Annotated in this window: 19 protein-coding genes and 1 pseudogene; 7 read left to right on the top strand and 13 right to left on the bottom strand. The window is 72.0% G+C overall.

Annotated features, from left to right (window positions below; translation table 11 throughout):
• Positions 1–62: 62 nt before the first annotated feature.
• Complete coding sequence (locus ABZ948_RS20590; RefSeq protein ID WP_359761500.1) at positions 63–1,013, top strand: expansin EXLX1 family cellulose-binding protein; 951 nt, start codon at positions 63–65, stop codon at positions 1,011–1,013.
• A 7-nt stretch (positions 1,014–1,020) separates the two neighbouring features.
• On the opposite strand, the gene ABZ948_RS20585 is transcribed toward ABZ948_RS20590, so the two are convergent.
• Positions 1,021–1,797: a nucleotidyltransferase domain-containing protein gene (locus tag ABZ948_RS20585; RefSeq protein WP_359761498.1), complete on the bottom strand. Its 777-nt coding sequence runs from the start codon at positions 1,795–1,797 to the stop codon at positions 1,021–1,023.
• Between the two features lie 141 nt (positions 1,798–1,938).
• Here ABZ948_RS20585 and ABZ948_RS20580 point away from each other — a divergent pair, with 141 nt between their 5' ends.
• Both ABZ948_RS20580 and ABZ948_RS20575 read left to right on the top strand, forming a co-directional pair.
• Positions 1,939–2,340: a RidA family protein gene (locus tag ABZ948_RS20580; RefSeq protein WP_359761496.1), complete on the top strand. Its 402-nt coding sequence runs from the start codon at positions 1,939–1,941 to the stop codon at positions 2,338–2,340.
• 101 nt (positions 2,341–2,441) lie between these two features.
• A complete protein-coding gene (locus tag ABZ948_RS20575; RefSeq protein WP_359761494.1) occupies positions 2,442–3,047 on the top strand; it encodes a gamma carbonic anhydrase family protein in 606 nt (201 codons plus the stop codon).
• Here the strand turns inward: ABZ948_RS20575 and ABZ948_RS20570 are convergent.
• Entirely contained in the window at positions 3,042–3,770 is a 729-nt protein-coding gene (locus ABZ948_RS20570; RefSeq protein WP_359761492.1) for an aspartate/glutamate racemase family protein, read from the bottom strand. The two genes, ABZ948_RS20575 and ABZ948_RS20570, sit on opposite strands and share 6 nt — an antisense overlap.
• Before the next feature lie 5 nt (positions 3,771–3,775).
• The gene (locus tag ABZ948_RS20565; RefSeq protein WP_359761490.1) at positions 3,776–5,227 is read right to left on the bottom strand and encodes an NCS1 family nucleobase:cation symporter-1; all 1,452 of its coding nucleotides are present in this window, start codon (positions 5,225–5,227) and stop codon (positions 3,776–3,778) included.
• 177 nt (positions 5,228–5,404) lie between these two features.
• Between ABZ948_RS20565 and ABZ948_RS20560 the strand changes: the two genes are divergently transcribed.
• Positions 5,405–6,058 (top strand): GntR family transcriptional regulator, encoded by a 654-nt coding sequence (locus ABZ948_RS20560; protein WP_359761488.1) that lies wholly within the window; start codon positions 5,405–5,407, stop codon positions 6,056–6,058.
• On the opposite strand, the gene ABZ948_RS20555 is transcribed toward ABZ948_RS20560, so the two are convergent.
• From ABZ948_RS20555 to ABZ948_RS20545, 3 genes are read right to left on the bottom strand one after another with little or no spacing between them, the layout of a single operon-like run.
• A complete protein-coding gene (locus ABZ948_RS20555; protein WP_359761486.1) occupies positions 6,055–6,759 on the bottom strand; it encodes a uracil-DNA glycosylase in 705 nt (234 codons plus the stop codon). The genes ABZ948_RS20560 and ABZ948_RS20555 overlap by 4 nt on opposite strands.
• Positions 6,759–8,096 carry an MFS transporter gene (locus tag ABZ948_RS20550; protein WP_435857545.1) on the bottom strand — a complete coding sequence of 446 codons (1,338 nt, stop codon included), beginning with the start codon at positions 8,094–8,096 and terminating at the stop codon, positions 6,759–6,761. The genes ABZ948_RS20555 and ABZ948_RS20550 overlap by 1 nt, the downstream gene beginning before the upstream one ends.
• A gap of 8 nt (positions 8,097–8,104) precedes the next feature.
• Complete coding sequence (locus tag ABZ948_RS20545; protein WP_359761482.1) at positions 8,105–8,764, bottom strand: ArsR/SmtB family transcription factor; 660 nt, start codon at positions 8,762–8,764, stop codon at positions 8,105–8,107.
• A gap of 123 nt (positions 8,765–8,887) precedes the next feature.
• Here ABZ948_RS20545 and ABZ948_RS20540 point away from each other — a divergent pair, with 123 nt between their 5' ends.
• A complete protein-coding gene (locus ABZ948_RS20540; RefSeq protein WP_359761480.1) occupies positions 8,888–9,589 on the top strand; it encodes an RNA-binding S4 domain-containing protein in 702 nt (233 codons plus the stop codon).
• Positions 9,590–9,656: 67 nt separating this feature from the next.
• Here the strand turns inward: ABZ948_RS20540 and ABZ948_RS20535 are convergent, their stop codons facing one another.
• The 3 genes and pseudogenes from ABZ948_RS20535 to ABZ948_RS20525 all read right to left on the bottom strand — a co-directional run.
• Positions 9,657–10,157: a DoxX family protein gene (locus tag ABZ948_RS20535; protein WP_359761478.1), complete on the bottom strand. Its 501-nt coding sequence runs from the start codon at positions 10,155–10,157 to the stop codon at positions 9,657–9,659.
• Between the two features lie 135 nt (positions 10,158–10,292).
• Positions 10,293–10,982, bottom strand: a complete 690-nt coding sequence (locus ABZ948_RS20530; protein ID WP_359761476.1) for a class I SAM-dependent methyltransferase — start codon at positions 10,980–10,982, stop codon at positions 10,293–10,295.
• 154 nt (positions 10,983–11,136) lie between these two features.
• Positions 11,137–11,235: pseudogene (locus ABZ948_RS20525) on the bottom strand (acyltransferase domain-containing protein); the annotation flags it as partial.
• A gap of 74 nt (positions 11,236–11,309) precedes the next feature.
• Between ABZ948_RS20525 and ABZ948_RS20520 the strand changes: the two are divergent.
• Complete coding sequence (locus ABZ948_RS20520) at positions 11,310–11,573, top strand: DUF6343 family protein (protein ID WP_359761474.1); 264 nt, start codon at positions 11,310–11,312, stop codon at positions 11,571–11,573.
• Positions 11,574–11,613: 40 nt separating this feature from the next.
• Here the strand turns inward: ABZ948_RS20520 and ABZ948_RS20515 are convergent, their stop codons facing one another.
• The 4 genes from ABZ948_RS20515 to rpsA form a co-directional block, all read right to left on the bottom strand.
• Positions 11,614–11,994 (bottom strand): tetratricopeptide repeat protein, encoded by a 381-nt coding sequence (locus ABZ948_RS20515; protein WP_114251450.1) that lies wholly within the window; start codon positions 11,992–11,994, stop codon positions 11,614–11,616.
• A 50-nt stretch (positions 11,995–12,044) separates the two neighbouring features.
• Positions 12,045–12,665 carry a dephospho-CoA kinase gene (coaE, locus tag ABZ948_RS20510; RefSeq protein ID WP_359761472.1) on the bottom strand — a complete coding sequence of 207 codons (621 nt, stop codon included), beginning with the start codon at positions 12,663–12,665 and terminating at the stop codon, positions 12,045–12,047.
• A 114-nt stretch (positions 12,666–12,779) separates the two neighbouring features.
• Complete coding sequence (locus ABZ948_RS20505) at positions 12,780–13,718, bottom strand: PAC2 family protein (RefSeq protein WP_359761470.1); 939 nt, start codon at positions 13,716–13,718, stop codon at positions 12,780–12,782.
• 168 nt (positions 13,719–13,886) lie between these two features.
• Positions 13,887–15,380, bottom strand: a complete 1,494-nt coding sequence (rpsA, locus tag ABZ948_RS20500) for a 30S ribosomal protein S1 (RefSeq protein ID WP_094052601.1) — start codon at positions 15,378–15,380, stop codon at positions 13,887–13,889.
• A gap of 314 nt (positions 15,381–15,694) precedes the next feature.
• Between rpsA and ABZ948_RS20495 the strand changes: the two genes are divergently transcribed.
• Positions 15,695–16,555, top strand: coding sequence for a class I SAM-dependent methyltransferase (locus ABZ948_RS20495; RefSeq protein ID WP_359761468.1), 861 nt, complete (start codon positions 15,695–15,697; stop codon positions 16,553–16,555).
• The last annotated feature ends 4 nt before the right edge of the window (positions 16,556–16,559 follow it).

The raw sequence follows: 16,559 nt of genomic DNA, 5'->3' as shown, positions 1-16,559 counted from the left end.
GGCCCCGGCGGCCACTGATGAGTCGGTAGTCGTGTTCTCCCGAACGACGTAAGGACTCGTCCGTGGCATCCCGTTCCCATCGCCGCCCGCCCCGCACGCGGCGACGCACCGCCCTCGTCTCCGCAGTCGCCGTGGCGGCTGCCACGCTCGTCGTGTCGCTGGTCGTCGCTCTCCGCCCGGACGGGGGCGCCGACGCCGGGCCGGCCACGGTCGCACCCGTCGCCGTCTCCCAGGGAAGCACCGCGTCGGCGACGCCGACGCCCAAGCCCGAACCCAAGCGGTCAACGGACTCCCCCACCCCGACCCCGACGCCCACTACGGCCACCCCGTCGGCGCGCCCGTCGCCCCCGCGCGCTCCCAAGCCCGCGCCCCGGCCCGCGTCCGACACGGCACCGCTCGCGGGCCGGATCAAGCCCGGGGTCGCCTACCAGGGCGTCGCCACGCACTACGACGCCGCGGACGGTGACGGTGCCTGCCTGTTCGGCCCGAGCCCCGATCTCATGGTCGCGGCGATGAACACCACCGACTACGAGACGTCGAAGGCGTGCGGGGCGCACGTCCTCGTCCGCGCGGCGAACGGGGCCTCCGTCACGGTCCGGATCACGAACGAGTGCCCGTTGCCCTGTGCCCCCGGGCAGCTCGACCTCAGCAAGGAGGCCTTCGCGAAGCTCGCCGGTCTGTCCGCGGGCCGGATACCGGTCACCTGGAGCCTGCTGAGCCCGAGCACGTCCGAGACGGTCTCGATCCGCTACAAGACCGGCTCCAGCCGCCACTGGTGCGCCGTCCAGGCACTCGGCCACCGCAACCCGCTGGCCCGGCTGGAAGTGCGGACGGGCAGCGGATGGCACCGTCTGACCCGCACCGAGTACAACTACTTCCTCTCCCCCGACGGCACCGGCTGCGGCGGCTCCCTCAGGCTCACCGACATCTACGGCGAGCAACTCACCGTCGAGGGCCTCGCGGTGCGCCCGGACGCCGTCCAGCCGACCCGCGTCCAGTTCGCCCGGCACTGAGAGGCTCTCAGGGCGCTCCGCCGGCTCCTGCGGCGCGGCACAGCGCCTCCGCCTCGGCGACCGCCCGGACCAGGGCGTCCGGGCGCGCCGTCAGGCTCGCGACCAGCGTGTCGACCTCGCCCAGACCGGCCCGGCCCACGAGCCCCTTCTCGTTGGTGACCCACGCGCCGCGCGCCGCCAGCACCGCGTGCGCGGTCTGGGTCGCCGCGAGGGCGATCGCGCCCGCGACCTGGGTGACCGCGCCCTTCGGGGCGTGGCCCGCCTTCGCGTACGCGAGGGTGGCCGCGGCCATGCCGCGCCAGTGGGGCGGGGCCGTCTCGCGCAACACCGGCGGGTAGGCGGTGGGGCGTCGCAGGACTCCCCGCAGCACCTTGTTGACGGCGAGTTCGGCGACGAGGAGGTACGTCGGGATGCCGGCCAGGTGGAACATCAGGGGCTCGACGCGGAAACGGCCCTCCTCGGCCTCGGCCCACTCGTGCTCCACGACGTCGAGGTCCCGGTAGTGGACGTCCACGCGCCGGCCGTCGATCGTCAGCCAGGCGCCTCCGTTGAAGACGCCGCCGCCCCACGCGCCGATCTCGGAGACCTCCCCCTCCCAGCCGACCGCCCGGAGGTCGCCCGGGTCGAAGGCGCCCCGGTAATAGACCGCCAGGTCCCAGTCGCTGTCGGGTCGTTCGGTGCCCTGGGCCCGGGAGCCGCCCAGGGTGACGGCCCGGACGGCGGGGAGGGCGACGAGGCGGTCGGCGGTGGTGTCGAGGAAGGTCTGGTCCGACGGGGTGGGCACGGCGGGCTCCTCGGCGGTCGGGGGTTCAGGGAAGGGTAGGGCGACGGCCCGGTCGGCGTGAAACGAAATACGGATGCGTTCGGGTCCGGGACTTCGCATGATCGGTGGGTTGCCCTGTCGCCGTCCCCGATCGGAGCCCCCGTGATCCAGCGCGTCACCGTGCCGAGCCTCTTCCCGCCCCCCACCTACTCCCACGCCTCCGTCGTCGAGGCGGGCACCAGGCTGGCCTTCCTCGCCGGGTCCGTGCCGCTGGACGCCGGCGGGGAACTCGTCGGCCCGGGAGATCCCGTACGGCAGGCCGAACAGGTGATCGCCAACCTGCGGGAGCAACTCGCCGCCGTCGGCAGCGACCTGGCGCACGTCGTGTCGACCGACGTGTACGTCGTGGCCGGTGAGCCGGCCGTGCTCTCCGCCGTCTGGGAGGTCGTCGAGTCGTCCGGCCTCAGCACCGGACCGCACTCCTCGACGCTGATCGGCGTGGCGTGCCTCGGGTACACGGGGCAGCTGGTGGAGATTACGGCGACAGCCGTCGTTCCCGACTAGCCGCACGGCCCGTCGTACGCGACCAGCCGCCCGGCCTGTCGTCCGCGACAGCCGCCCGGTCCGTCGTTCCCGGCCAGCCGCCCCGCCGCAGGAGTCCGCCCATGTTGATCGAGCACCGAGGGCAGCGCCCCGTCGTCCCCGAGTCCGCGTACGTCGCTCCCACGGCCGTGCTGTGCGGGGCCGTCGTCCTCGGTGAGCGCAGTCGCGTGCTGCACGGGGCGGTGCTCACCGCGGAGGACGGGGAGGTGCGGGTCGGCTCGGACGTCGTCGTCATGGAGAACGCGCTGGTGCGGGGCCGGGCCCGGCACCCGGCCGTGATCGGTGACGCCGTGCTCGTCGGGCCGCACGCCCATGTCAACGGCGCGACCCTGGAGGACGAGGTCTTCCTCGCGACCGGCGCCTGCGTCTTCCCGGGCGCCGTCGCGAGCGCCGGCTCCGAGCTGCGGATCCACAGCGTGCTGCACGTCAACTCCGTGCTGCCGCCCGGCACGGTCCTGCCCATCGGCTGGATCGCGGCGGGTGCGCCCCGGGCGCGGCTCTTCGCGCCCGGTGAGCACGACGAACTGTGGCAGATCCAGGAGGCGCTGGACTTCCCCGGGACCGTATACGGCATCCCGCGCGGCACCGCGATGGGGGAGGTCATGGCCCGCCAGGCCGCTTTCTACGGAGCCCATCGCGACGACGTCACGCTCGACGGCCCGTCATGAGCCGGTGCCGTCCGGCCGCCCCCACACCCGGCGTTTCGGCAGCGGCTCGGCATAGCTCCCCACCCGGCTGGTCGTCAGCCCCAGCGCCACCAGGGACTCCGCCAGCCTGACCGCCGCGGCGACCCCGTCGACGACCGGCAGGCCGAGCTTCTCCCCGACCACGCGCTGCAGACCGGTCATGCCGGCGCAGCCCAGCACCAGCACCTCCGCCCCGGCCGCGCACGCGCGCTCGGCGGCGGCGAGGAACGCCGTCTCGGTGCGCTCGTCGTCGCCGAGGTCGAGCACGTTCAGGCCCGTGCCGACGACCGCGGCGCAGTTCCGTGCGACGCCCGCCGTCTCCAGGCTGTCCTCGATCTGCCCCCGGGACCGCTCCAGCGTGGTGACGACGCCGTAGCGGCGGCCCAGCAGGCAGGCGAGGTGGGCCGCGGCCTCCGTGATGTCGACGACCGGGACGTCGACCAGTTCCCGTACGCCTTCGCGCCCGTGCTCCCCGAAACCGGCCATGACCACGGCGTCGTACGGCGGCCCGTCGTAGGTCCGCAGCGTGTCGAGGACGGCCGCGGCGGACAGGTAGCTGTCGAGCCAGCCCTCGGCGGACGCGGGCCCCCAGGCGGGGGTCAGTCCGGTCACGGTGGTGCCCGGGCCTGCCGCGGCCCGGGCACCTCGTACGATCTCTTCGGTCATCTCCTGCGTGGTGTTGCAGTTGGTGACGACGATTCGCACGTCTCTCAGACCTCCGCGGTGGCGCGCTCGGGGCGGCACAGCGCCGCGTACAGTCCGGCGGCCAGCGCCGTGCCGATGAACCAGGAGTACGGGGCCACGTCGCTGAAGGTCTTCACCAGCGCGAGCACCGCCGCGACACCGGCCGCCGGCAGGAACGCCCACAGCGCCTTCGGGTTGAAGCCCTTGCGGTAGTGGTAGCGGGCGCCGGGAGAGGCGTCGAACAGCTCGTCCACGTTCACGCGGCCGCGCTTGACCCAGTAGTAGTCGACCATGATCACGCCGAACAGCGGGCCGAGGAAGGCGCCGAGGCCGCCGAGGAAGTAGTTCACGACGGTCGGGTTGGAGAAGAGGTTCCAGGGGGTGACGAGCAGCGCCGCGACGGTGCTGATCATGCCGCCGACCTTGAACGTGATCTTCTGCGGCCAGACGTTGGCGAGGTCGTACGCCGGCGAGACGAAGTTGGCGACGATGTTGACGCCCATGGTGGCGATGGCGAAGGTCAGCGCGCCCAGCACGAGCACCCAGGTGTTGCCGATCTCGGCGACCAGGTAGGCGGGGTCGGTGATCTCCTTGCCGAAGACCTCGAAGGCGCCCGCGGTGACGATGACCGACACGATCACGAAGGCCGTGGAGTTGATGGGCAGGCCCCAGAAGTTGCCGCGCTTGACCGTCCGGTAGTCGGGCGAGAAGCGCGAGAAGTCGCAGAAGTTGAGCATCAGGGTGCCGTAGGTGGCGAGGACCAGGCCGATCGCGCCGAACCACTGGCGCCACTGCTCGCCGACGGAGACCGGGTGCGGGGTGGAGGTGAGCGAGATCGTCCAGTCGGCCTTGTAGAGGATCCACACGGCCAGCGCGATCATCACGAACCAGATGGCCGGGCCGCAGAAGTCCTGGAACTTGCGGACGGACTCCATGCCCCGGCTGATGATCGCCGCCTGGACCAGCCACAGCGCGATGAAGGAGATCCAGCCGAGCGCGTCCAGCCCCAGGAAGGAGTTGTGCGTCCAGGACTCCAGGCTCGGCCAGGCCGCCAGCAGCATCACGTTGACGGCGACGGAGGCGAGGTAGGTCTGGATGCCGTACCACATGATGGCGATCACGGCCCTGATCAGCGCCGGGATGTTGGCGCCCCAGATGCCGAAGGCGATCCGGCTGACCACCGGGAAGGGCACGCCGTGGCGCTGGCCGATCTTCCCCATCCAGTTCATGCCGATGTAGATGATCACGAAGCCGACGAGCAGGGACGTGAAGATCTGCCAGACGTTCATGCCCAGGAAGAGCAGACCGGCGGCGAAGGTGTAGTTGCCGAGGTTGTGGACGTCGGACATCCACATGGCGAAGAGGTCGAAGACCTTCCAGTTGCGCTTCTTCGCGGGGGCGAGGTCTTCATTGGTGAGCCGGGGATCGGGGACGAACGCTGGGGTGCCGGTGTCTGCGGCACGGTCGGCGAGGGACACGGGGGCCTCCATGAACAGGGGGACGACGGAGGACTGCTCCGCAGGGTCGTGGGGGGGCGCCCTGCGATGTGTTTGGTATACCAAACTGCGCCATGGTCTCCCCGTCAACCGTTCTGACCGATGTCGCTCTTGTTAACGCTGCGTAAAAGACACCTCGCGTCGACGAAGATGGGCTGCATGACGAAGATCGAACCCCTCGGAGCGGTGCGCGAACGCGTCACGGCCGAGCTGCGCCAGGAGATCATCGCGGGCAGCCTCCGTCCCGGCGACCGCCTGGTCGAACGCGAGCTGGCGGAACGTTTCGGTGTCTCGCGCGTGCCCGTACGGGAGGCGATCCGGGCGCTCGTGGCCGAGGGCTTCGTCCATTTCGAGACACCCCGCCGCACGGTAGTACGCCGTCTCACCCCGACCGACGTCAAGGAACTGTTCGAACTGCGAGAAGCCCTGGAGGTCTACGCCGCCGGGCTCGCCGCGTCCCGCGCGACCCCTCGGGACCTGGCCGAGGTCCAGGAACTCCTCGACCGCGCGGCGGCCGCCACCGAGGCCGGGGACGCCGAGACGATCACGGACGTCAACAGCCGCCTGCACGACCGCATCGTGGCGATGGCCGGCAACAGCCTGCTGACCGAGGCCCTGGAACCGGTCGCCGGCCGGCTGCGCTGGATGACCCGGCGCAACGAGGAGTGGCCCCAGCTCCTGGTGGAGCACCGCGAACTGTACGAGGCGATCGCCTCGGGCGACCCGGACCGGGCCCGCGCGCACGCGCTCACCCACGTGCGGACCAACTACCGCTCCACGGTGCGGCACCTATTCGGCGAGGAGGCTCCCTAGGGTGTGCCGGTGGGCAGGCCCGCCGCTCGCCCGGCCGTGCGCAGGACGTCGCGCAGCATGGCGGGGGTGAGCCGGCCGGTGAAGGTGTTGCGCTGGCTGACGTGGAAGCAGCCGAAGAGCTCCAGGTCGTCCAGGAGATAGCGGGCCCCGTGGGCGAAGGCGGGCCGGGGCCGGGGCACGGGCCAGCCCGCCTCGGCGAACGCGGGCAGCGCGGCCTGCCAGCCGAAGCCGCCGAGCACCACGACGGCGCGCAGCGTCGGGCGCAGCAGCCGCAGCTCCTGCACGAGCCAGGGACGGCAGGTGTCCCGTTCCTCCGGAGTGGGCTTGTTGGCGGGCGGGGCGCAGTGCACGGGCGAGGTGACGCGCACGCCGTACAGCTCCAGACCGTCGTGAGCGTGCACCGCGGTCGGCTGGGAGGCGAGACCGACGTCGTACAGCGCCTCATACAGCACGTCTCCCGAGCGGTCGCCGGTGAACATGCGGCCGGTGCGGTTGCCGCCGTGGGCCGCGGGCGCCAGTCCCACGATCAGCAGCCGGGCGTCCACCGGCCCGAACCCGGGCACCGGCCGGCCCCAGTACGTCCAGTCCGCGAAGGCGGCCCGCTTGGTACGGGCCACCTCCTCACGCCAGGAGACCAGTCGGGGGCAGGCCCGGCAGTCCGCGATGCGCCGGTCGAGGAGAGGGAGACCGCTGGCGTCCATCACTCCACCGTAGGCGCAGGTGCGGACGCGGTCGTCCGTTCCCCGCCACGACGGCGCCAGAGCAGGGCTCCGGCCAGCAGCCCGGCGCTCGTGAGCAGCCAGGGCAGCGGGCCCGGCCGGAGCGCCCCGACGAGCAGGCCGACGAGCGCGCCGACCAGTTGCTGGGCGAGGGACTGCACGGACAGGGCGGTGGCGCGGCCCGCGCTGGGGACGCGTCGGTGCAGCAGGTCGTTCTCGTTCGGGGACGCCGCACCGAGACCGAGGTAGACCAGGCCGAAGCCGGCGACCGCGAGGGCCGTGGTCACCGGGTGCGTGGCGGAGGCGGTGACGCCGAGCAGCAGCAGTCCGCCCGCCCCGGCCGCGACGCAGACCAGCACGGCCCGCTCGCCACCGCCCGCGACCCGGGCGGCGAAGGGCGCGAGGTGGCTGCCGACGCCGAAACAGACGAAGCCCCCGCAGGCGAGTACGGCGTAGACCATCGTCCCGGGGCCGGTCGCGCCGGTCAGCGCCACGGTACGGCCCGGTACGAGCAGTTCGATGGTGGCCAGGGCACTGCCGACGGTCCCGGCGGTGAGCAGGACCCGGCGGACCAGCGCGTCCCGGCCGCCCAGCCGCAGCCCGCCCAGGACCGTGACGGGGACGCCGCGCAGTACGGAACGCAGGGTGGCGGGCGGTCGCGGCGGCTCGCGCAGGGCGGCCAGGACGTAGCAGACGAAGACGACCCTGACCGCGGCTCCCAGCAGCATGGGGACGGACAGCGGCAGCACCGACCCGTTCGTCGCCGCGCTCAGTCTCGCGCCCAGGTCCGGGCCCAGGCCGAGCAGCCAGGGCAGGGCGCCGCCGAGCAGGAGCCCGGCCGCGAGCGCCGCGGAAGTCGCGGAGCCGCCCCGGGCCAGGCCCGTGCGCAGATCGGCGTCGGGGCCGGAACAGGACTGGACGGTGTCGACGTACCAGGCCTCGGCGGTACCGCTGGCCAGGGCACGGGCCGCGCCCATCAGCACCATGCCGGCGGCGAGCACCCAGGCGGTGGTGCCGAGCCCGACCAGGACACAGGCGACCACGTTGAGCGCACCCGACAGGGCCAGCACCGGTCGCCGCCCGAGGACGTCGGAGAGCCCGCCCGTGGGCAGTTCCAGCGCGGCCACGGTCAGGGAGTGGGCCGCGAAGAGCCCGGCGACTGCGGCCAAGGACATGCCGCGCTCGCCCAACAGCAACACCATCGAGGCCAGGCCCAGGCCCGGCGGCAGCCACAGGAGCGCGCAGACGGTGACGTAACGGCGGCGAGCGGTCCGGATTCCGGCCGGCTCGGTCACGGACTTGGTCACGGCGCCTGTCAGGGGGCCGGTCACGAGGCGGCCTCGTGGGCCGAGCCGTCCGCCGTGGCGTCGTCCTGACCGCCTTCAGGCGTCTTGTCGCTCCGCTCGCGCGGGGCGAGCGGCAGGCCGGCCGTGAGGAGCACGACCTGCGCGGCGCGCGGGTCGTCCGCGTCCCGGGCGGTCAGTTCCTCCAGCTTCCGGGCGATCGTCTCCCAGAGTTCCGTGAGCGACCCGGCCGTCAGCCGGGGCATCAGGTCGCTGATCCCGGACGGCTCCACCCACTCCTGACCGAACCGCCCGGCGGCCATGTCCGCCTCATGCCGGGCGAGAGCCGACTCCAGGTGCTCGATCTGCCGCCGCCGCGCCAGGCTGACGAAGGCCCGGCCCGCCGCCGAGGACTCCATCGTCTCGTTGCTCCAGGAGGTCACGGTGTGCAGCGCCCGCCAGCGCCGCTCCCGCCCGTCCCGGTGCTCGGCCTCCGCGATGAACGCGTACTTCGCCAGCACCCGCAGGTGATAACTGGTCGACGCCGACGACTCCCCCGTCCTGGCGGCGAGCTCACTGGCCGTGGCCGGCCCGTCCTGCCGCAGCAGGCCGAGCAGCCGGATGCGCAGGGGGTGGGTGAGGGCCTTCAGTGCGGCGGTGTCGCGCTCGGGATCCAGTACGCGCCGGTGCTCGTCGCTGTCCATGCGGGGAGAGTAAGCCGCGCGCCACATTTAGCAAAACTATTTTTGCAAAACTCGTTTGGCGGATTGTGCCGCCGTCGGAAATGCCTGCCCGTCCCGGGCACCGGGAGGACTAAGGTCGGGGACATGGCTTCTCGAGGTGCGGAGTACGACAGGACGGGCGGCACCGGCGACAAGGGCGACACTACGGCCGGTGCCCCGGCGCCCGTGGACGCGTCGCCTTCGGACGCCGTGCCGACCGAGGCCGCGAACGACGCCGGCGCCGGGACCGGTTCCGGGACTGGTGTCGGGGAGGCGAAGGCCCTGGACCCGAAGATCGCCGCCGCGATCGCGGCCGCCGAGGCCGCCGGACCGCAGCGCGGCGAGACCGTCCGCGTCGACAGCTGGATCTGGTCCGTCCGCCTCGTCAAGACCCGTTCCCTGGGCGCCACCGCCTGCCGGGGCGGGCACGTGCGCGTCAACGGCGAGCGCGTGAAGCCCGCGCACGCCGTGCGCGTCGGCGACGAGGTGCGCCTGCGGCACGAGGGCCGGGAACGGGTCGTCGTCGTCAAGCGATTGATCCGCAAGCGGGTCGGCGCTCCCGTGGCCACCCAGTGCTACATCGACAACTCCCCGCCGCCCCCGCCCCGCGAGGCCGTCGCCCCGGCCGGCATCCGCGACCGCGGCGCGGGCCGCCCGACGAAGCGGGACCGCCGCGAGCTGGAACGCCTCCGCGGTCTGGCAGGCCCCGGCGGCGGCCTGGGCAGTGGCGCCGGCCCCGGCGGCCTGGGCTCGGGCGGCCTGGGCCCCGGCGGCTACGGCAGCGGCTCGGGCAAGCCGCGCCCCTGAGCGGAGCGTCCCGGACGGGCAGGCGGGACGGCAGATCACGGCACCGCCGATGTCGCACACGGCACGGTCACGCCCCGCGCCGCAGCAACCGCAGCAACCGCAGCAGATCGGCGTTGTGCCCCCGCCGCGCCCAGGCGATGAGGGCGAGCGGCACGAGGAGGATGACCGGCGTCGCCGCGTACTGACCGTCGAAGACGGCTATCTGCACGATGAACGCGCCCACCATCAACGCGCCCAGCGCCATCGCCGCCACCGACTGCAGCACCGGGATCAACAGGGCGATCGCACCGGCCAGTTCGAGCGCTCCGATGGTGTACATCCCCACGCTGCCCCACCCCAGCTCGTCGAAGGACTCGGCGGCCGAGGCGTGCCCGATCAGCTTGGGCAGGGCACTCGCGACCGCGTAGAAGAGTGCGAGCAGGATCTGCAGACCGCGCAGCGCGATCCGGGCACGCCGCCCGCGAGCGGTCGCGGACTCGGCGATGACGACGCCGGCCGGGGCGGACGGGGCGGCGTGCCCGGAAGGGGTCGCGGCGGCGGCTGCGGCGGAAGCGGTGGTCTCGGACATGGAGGTCTCCTGGGGGAAGCGGTCCGTGCTGGTGTCGCAGAGGTGGACCGCCCCTCGCCCCGGAACTCATCGCGCCGTCCGGCGGAATCGGTCCCCGACTTTCTCGCCTCGTGGACGACTGCCGGGCCGGCGCGCCTAGGCGGCCATGCCCGTCGGCACCGCCCTCACCCACATGCGATCCTCCGTCAGATACCGGTCGACCCTCAGCCCCGCCTCCTCCAGCGCCTCCTCGAACTGTTCCTTGGTCAGCGGCCGGGCCCGGAACGTCTGCGTCCAGGCCGCGTCCGGGAACTCGTACTCCGCGCGGACCGAGTGGACACCGTCGCCGACCGGCTCCGACGAGACGATGCGGACGGTGAAACCGCTGGGGTCCACCCGCTCGCGCGGCACGTTCGAGTGGTAGTCCTCGCCCTCCCGTTGGATCAGCACGCCGCCGCCCTCGGCGACATGGCGCACGCAGGTGCGCAGCAGGCCCCGCCGCACCTCCTCGTCCCCCGCGTGCACGAGAAACGACGCGAGCAGCACCACGTCGAACGTCTCGCCCAGGTCCAGGTCCTCGATCGGGCTGCATATCGTCCGGGCGCCGCGCACGCGCGCCAGCATGTCGGCGGACTCGTCCACCGCCGTGACCGTGAAGCCGCGCTCCAGCAGTCCGTGTGTCATGCGCCCGACGCCGCTGCCCAGTTCCAGGATGCGGGCGCCCTCGGGGACCGCGGCGGCGATGATGCCTGGCTCCTCCCCGACGGGGAGCCGTGAGTAGAGCTCCACCGCGCAGCCGTCCGGGGTGATGGCCCCGGGTCCCGTCCCCTCGTACCCCTCACGCATTTTCAGCTCCATGCCCGTCCAACGGGCCGCCCCCGCACAGCCGTTCCCCTCCCTCCCACCTTCACCCGACCGAGTGAACGGACAGACGACAGGAGGGCCGAAGCCCCGGCGACTACAGGGGCACAGCCCAGCGGCTACAGCGGCAACCAGCCGCGGTGAGCGCCCGCCGCAGCGCGACCAGGTCGTTGATGTCCTCGTGCGGCACCGCGAGGTCGAGCAGGATCTCGGGCAACGTGTCGGCGTCCGGCAGCATGGGACTCCCCCTGTCGGCCTTTGGTGGACCTTCGCCGGGAAGAGTACGTTGCAAGAGGGAGTGGTGATCGGACGATGCGTACCGGCAGTGAACCGAGGACCGCGCGCAGTGCCCTGCGGGCGCGCTTCTGGCTGAGCCTGTGGGGGCTGCTCTGGGCGCTTATCGGCACGGTCGCGTTCACGCTCGCCGGACGGCCCGGCTGGGCCATCGCCTGTGGTGTGCTGCTGCTGGTCGTCACGGTCGACCTCGCCGTCGTCCTCAGGCACATCCGCCAGGGCCCGCACTACCAGCCGGGCCCCGACATCCCGCCCTACCCGCCACCGGACGACCGCCCGTGAGCGGAGCGGACCGGACTCGGGTCTCAGGGCGTAGCAGGGATCATGACTCGAAGCGCGCCGCCTTCAGGAACTGCGGGTTCGGATCCAGCGCGGCCGCCAGGCGGAAATGGCGTTTCGCCTGGTCGGGGCGGCCCTGCCGCTCATAGGTGCGGGCGAGCGCGAAGTGCGCGAACGCGTTGTCCGGCTCGCGTTCCAGGACGATGGAGAACTCCAGCTCGGCCGGCCTCAGCTGTGCCGCGGCGAAGAAGGCACGCGCGCGCAGCAGCCGCGCGGCGGTGTTCTCCGGGTGCGCGGCGATGACCGAGTCGAGCAGCTTCACCGCGCCCCGCGGGTCCCGCGCCGCGAGGAGCTGCTCGGCGGCGCGGAAGTCGATGACGTTGGTCTCCGGGGTACGTCCGGTGGAACCGCTGGTCTCGGGCACGGCAGAGTCCTTCCCTCACTGCGCAGGTTCAACGCCCCTTCGGGGGGCCGCTATTCCTGGGGAGACGGCCGGGGCGCCCGGGACCTGCGGCGCAGCTCGGCCCACACCTCCCGCACGCGGCGCTCCAGCTCCTCCAGCGGCACGTCGTTGTCGATGACGATGTCCGCGATCTCCCGGCGCTGCTCGCGTGTCGCCTGGGCGGCCATCCGCGCGCGGGCGTCCTCCTCGGTCATGCCGCGCCGCGTCAGGAGCCGGTCGAGCTGGGTCTCGGGCCTCGCGTCGACGACGATCACGAGGTCGTAGAGCGGCGCCAGGCCGTTCTCCGTGAGGAGCGGGACGTCGTGGACGACGACCGCGTCCTCGGCGGCGGCCTCCTCCAGTTCGCGGGAGCGGGCGCCCACCAGGGGGTGCACGATCGAGTTGAGGGTGGCGAGCCTGGCCGGGTCGGAGAAGACGATGGAGCCGAGTCTGGGCCGGTCCAGGCTGCCGTCGGCGGTGAGGACCTCCTCGCCGAAGGCCTCCACGACCGCGGCGAGGCCCGGGGTGCCGGGTGCGACGACCTCCCGGGCGATGCGGTCCGCGTCGATCAGCACGGCGCCGCACTCGACGAGCAGCCGTGACACCTCACTCTTGCCGGCGCCGATGCCACCGGTCAGGCCCACCTTCAGCATGTGCCGCAGCGTAGACGCTCCGCCCGGGAGGCCGTACGGCAGGTGCGGATCGGTTCCGCCGGTTCCGCCACGGAGGCCGCACAGCCCCGCCCCCCGCGCCCCCGTCCGAACGCGTCAGTTGTCGCCTTCTCTCTCCGCCAGGAACTTCTCGAACTCGCGCCCGATTTCGTCTGCGGAGGGGATGTCCACCGGCTCCGCGAGCATGTTGCCGCGGGTCTCCGCGCCGGCCACGGCGTCGTACTGGTGCTCCAGGCCCTCGACGAGTGCGGTGAGGTCCTCGTCGCCCTCGCGGATCTGCCGGTCGATCTCCGTCTGGGTGCGGTGGGCGTCCGAGCGCAGGGCGTGGGCGATGCCGGGCAGTACCAGTCCGGTCGCCGCCGTGATGGCCTCCAGGACCGTCAGGGCCGCGTCCGGGTACGGCGAGCGGGCGATGTAGTGCGGGACGTGGGCGGCGACGCCCAGCACGTCGTGCCCGGCCTGGAGCAGGCGGTACTCGATGAGCGACTCGGCGCTGCCGGGCACCTGCGCCTCGTCGAACGGGCTGCGGTGGCCCGGGACGAGGTCCGTGCGGTTGCCGTGCGGTGTGAGGCCGACCGGCCGGGTGTGCGGGACTCCCATGGGGATGCCGTGGAAGTTCACGGACAGCCGGACGCCGAGCCGCTCCACGATCTGCTTCACGGCCGCGGCGAAGCGCTCCCACTCCACGTCCGGCTCGGGGCCGGACAGCAGCAGGAACGGCGCTCCGGTGGCGTCCTGCACGAGGCGCACCTCGAGGGCGGGGTCCTCGTAGTCGGTCCAGCGGTCGCGCTTGAACGTCAGCAGCGGGCGGCGGGCCCGGTAGTCCACGAGCCTGTCGTGGTCGAAGCGGGCGACGACCTGGTGGGGCAGCGAGTCGAGCACCCGGTCGACGATCTGGTCCCCGGCCTCGCCCGCGTCGATGTATCCGTCGAAGTGGTAGAGCATGACAAGACCGGCCGACTCCTGCGCGAGCGCCATGTCGACGACGGCCAGGCCCTTCGGCTCCCATGCGTACAAACCCTGCGGATCAAGCACAGTGACCGCTCCTCCTCGTGTTCCTACGTGACAACGCCCGTGCGCGCACGGGCATTCCCGGAGGAGGAGAACTTTGATCTTGGCTGCGGCCGAGCCCGGCACGCACCGAGGGCCCGCACCTCGAAAGGTGCGAGCCCTCGGTCAGGAACAGCTACTGGTCAGTGAGCGTCAGCTCTGCCCACCGGCCAGCTTCTCGCGAAGCGCGGCGAGCGCCTCGTCCGAGGCCAGCGCGCCGGAGTTGTCCGGGCCCTCGGAGGAGTACGAACCGCCACCGGACGCGGCCGGAGCGGCGGCCTCGCCACCCTCGGCAGCGGCCTGGGCGTCCGCCTCGCGGGACTTGATGACCTGCGCCTGGTGCTGCTCGAAGCGCTGCTGCGCCTCGGCGTACTGGCGCTCCCACTCCTCGCGCTGCTTCTCGTAGCCCTCGAGCCAGTCGTTGGTCTCGGGGTCGAAGCCCTCGGGGTAGATGTAGTTGCCCTGGTCGTCGTAGGACGCGGCCATGCCGTACAGGGTCGGGTCGAACTCGACCGCCGACGGGTCGGCACCGAAGGACTCGTTGGCCTGCTTCAGCGAGAGGCTGATGCGACGGCGCTCGAGGTCGATGTCGATGACCTTGACGAAGATCTCGTCGTTGACCTGGACGACCTGCTCCGGGATCTCCACGTGGCGCTCGGCCAGCTCGGAGATGTGGACCAGACCCTCGATGCCCTCGTCCACGCGGACGAACGCACCGAACGGAACCAGCTTCGTGACCTTGCCGGGCACGACCTGGCCGATCTGGTGGGTGCGGGCGAACTGCTGCCACGGGTCTTCCTGGGTCGCCTTCAGCGACAGGGAGACGCGCTCGCGGTCCATGTCGACGTCGAGGACCTCGACCGTGACCTCCTGGCCGACCTCGACGACCTCGGAGGGGTGGTCGATGTGCTTCCAGGACAGCTCGGAGACGTGAACCAGACCGTCGACGCCACCCAGGTCCACGAAGGCACCGAAGTTGACGATCGAGGAGACGACGCCGGAACGGACCTGACCCTTCTGGAGGGTCGTGAGGAACGTCTGGCGGACCTCGGACTGGGTCTGCTCCAGCCAGGCACGGCGGGACAGGACCACGTTGTTGCGGTTCTTGTCCAGCTCGATGATCTTGGCCTCGAGCTCCTTGCCCACGTAGGGCTGGAGGTCGCGGACGCGGCGCATCTCGACCAGGGAGGCCGGGAGGAAGCCACGGAGGCCGATGTCGAGGATGAGACCACCCTTGACGACCTCGATGACGGTACCGGTGACGATCCCGTCCTCTTCCTTGATCTTCTCGATGGTGCCCCAGGCACGCTCGTACTGGGCGCGCTTCTTCGAGAGGATCAGGCGGCCTTCCTTGTCCTCCTTCTGGAGAACAAGGGCCTCGATCTCGTCACCCACGGCGACGACCTCGTTGGGGTCGACGTCGTGCTTGATCGAGAGCTCGCGGCTCGGGATCACACCTTCGGTCTTGTAACCGATGTCGAGCAGGACCTCGTCCCGGTCGACCTTCACGATGACGCCGTCGACGATGTCGCCGTCGTTGAAGTACTTGATCGTCTCGTCGATCGCGGCGAGGAAGGCTTCCTCGTTACCGATGTCGTTGACCGCTACCTGCGGGGTGGTGGCGGTGGTCTCGGTGCTGCTCGTCATGTGGGAAAGGGCTCCGGTACGGACATTGAAGTCGTAGGTACTGCTACGCCGGGAGCCCGTTTCGCTCTGCAGAAGCCGGACAGCCAAGGAAGCGCCACACAAGAACGGTGACGCCTCGACAACCGAGGGGACATACATACAGATGCGAGCGCAGCCTGCTACGTCTGAGGTGCGCAGGCCCGCAGCGCAACTTGTAGCATACGGGGGCAGCCGGGCAGGGTCAATGCGCGAAGCCGCCCACGCGGGACGGAACGCCGCATACCCGGCACAAGTCATATCGTCCGAGGCCACGCGCGGCGTACGACGCCCCCTTCGTGACACCACCGGGACCGGCTGGACGGAAGAGTACGACGAGGGAGCCGATCATCCAAGAGCCCGAAGCGTCCGAACCCGAGGCCACCCGGCGTACCGCCGGGGTCACGGAGAGCTCCCGCGCCAACCGTGGCTGGTGGGACCGCAACGCGGACGAGTACCAGATCGAGCACGGCACGTTCCTCGGCGACGACCGTTTCGTGTGGGGCCCCGAGGGGCTGGACGAGGTGGAGGCCGAGCTGCTCGGCCCGCCGGAGGAGCTGAAGGGCCGGGACGTCCTGGAGATCGGCGCCGGTGCCGCCCAGTGCTCGCGCTGGCTGGCCGCCCAGGGGGCCCGCCCGGTCGCCCTGGACATCTCGCACCGGCAGTTGCAGCACGCGCTGCGCATCGGCGGATCGTTCCCCCTGGTGTGCGCCGACGCCGGTGCGCTGCCCTTCGCCGACGGCTCCTTCGACCTGGCCTGCTCGGCGTACGGGGCGCTGCCCTTCGTCGCCGACCCGCGCCAGGTGCTGCGCGAGGTGCGCCGGGTGCTGCGCCCGGGAGGCCGCCTGGTGTTCTCGGTGACGCATCCGATCCGCTGGGCCTTCCCCGACGAGCCCGGGCCGGAGGGCCTGTCGGTGTCGGGCTCGTACTTCGACCGCACGCCCTACGTCGAGCAGGACGAGGAGGGCCGCGCGGTCTACGTGGAACACCACCGCACGCTCGGCGACCGGGTCCGGGACGTCGTGGCGTCGGGCTTCCGGCTCGTGGACCTGGTGGAGCCGGAGTGGCCGGCCTGGAACACGTCCGAGTGGGGCGGCTGGTCACCGCTGCGCGGGAACCTCATCCCGGGCACGGCGATCTTCGTGTGCGTACGAGACTGACCGC

The sequence above is a fragment of the Streptomyces olindensis genome (assembly GCF_040645895.1).
Lineage (GTDB): Bacteria > Actinomycetota > Actinomycetes > Streptomycetales > Streptomycetaceae > Streptomyces > Streptomyces olindensis.
This window is presented reverse-complemented; position numbering and strand designations above follow the sequence as displayed.

Excerpts from the sequence above, each read along its gene's own strand:
- ABZ948_RS20575 (WP_359761494.1), top strand. The coding sequence starts at position 2,442 with ATGTTGATCGAGCACCGAGGGCAGCGCCCCGTCGTCCCCGAGTCCGCG.
- ABZ948_RS20560 (WP_359761488.1), top strand. The coding sequence starts at position 5,405 with ATGACGAAGATCGAACCCCTCGGAGCGGTGCGCGAACGCGTCACGGCC.
- ABZ948_RS20555 (WP_359761486.1), bottom strand. The coding sequence starts at position 6,759 with ATGGACGCCAGCGGTCTCCCTCTCCTCGACCGGCGCATCGCGGACTGC.
- ABZ948_RS20545 (WP_359761482.1), bottom strand. The coding sequence starts at position 8,764 with ATGGACAGCGACGAGCACCGGCGCGTACTGGATCCCGAGCGCGACACC.
- ABZ948_RS20540 (WP_359761480.1), top strand. The coding sequence starts at position 8,888 with ATGGCTTCTCGAGGTGCGGAGTACGACAGGACGGGCGGCACCGGCGAC.
- ABZ948_RS20535 (WP_359761478.1), bottom strand. The coding sequence starts at position 10,157 with ATGTCCGAGACCACCGCTTCCGCCGCAGCCGCCGCCGCGACCCCTTCC.
- ABZ948_RS20530 (WP_359761476.1), bottom strand. The coding sequence starts at position 10,982 with ATGCGTGAGGGGTACGAGGGGACGGGACCCGGGGCCATCACCCCGGAC.
- ABZ948_RS20520 (WP_359761474.1), top strand. The coding sequence starts at position 11,310 with ATGCGTACCGGCAGTGAACCGAGGACCGCGCGCAGTGCCCTGCGGGCG.
- coaE (WP_359761472.1), bottom strand. The coding sequence starts at position 12,665 with ATGCTGAAGGTGGGCCTGACCGGTGGCATCGGCGCCGGCAAGAGTGAG.
- rpsA (WP_094052601.1), bottom strand. The coding sequence starts at position 15,380 with ATGACGAGCAGCACCGAGACCACCGCCACCACCCCGCAGGTAGCGGTC.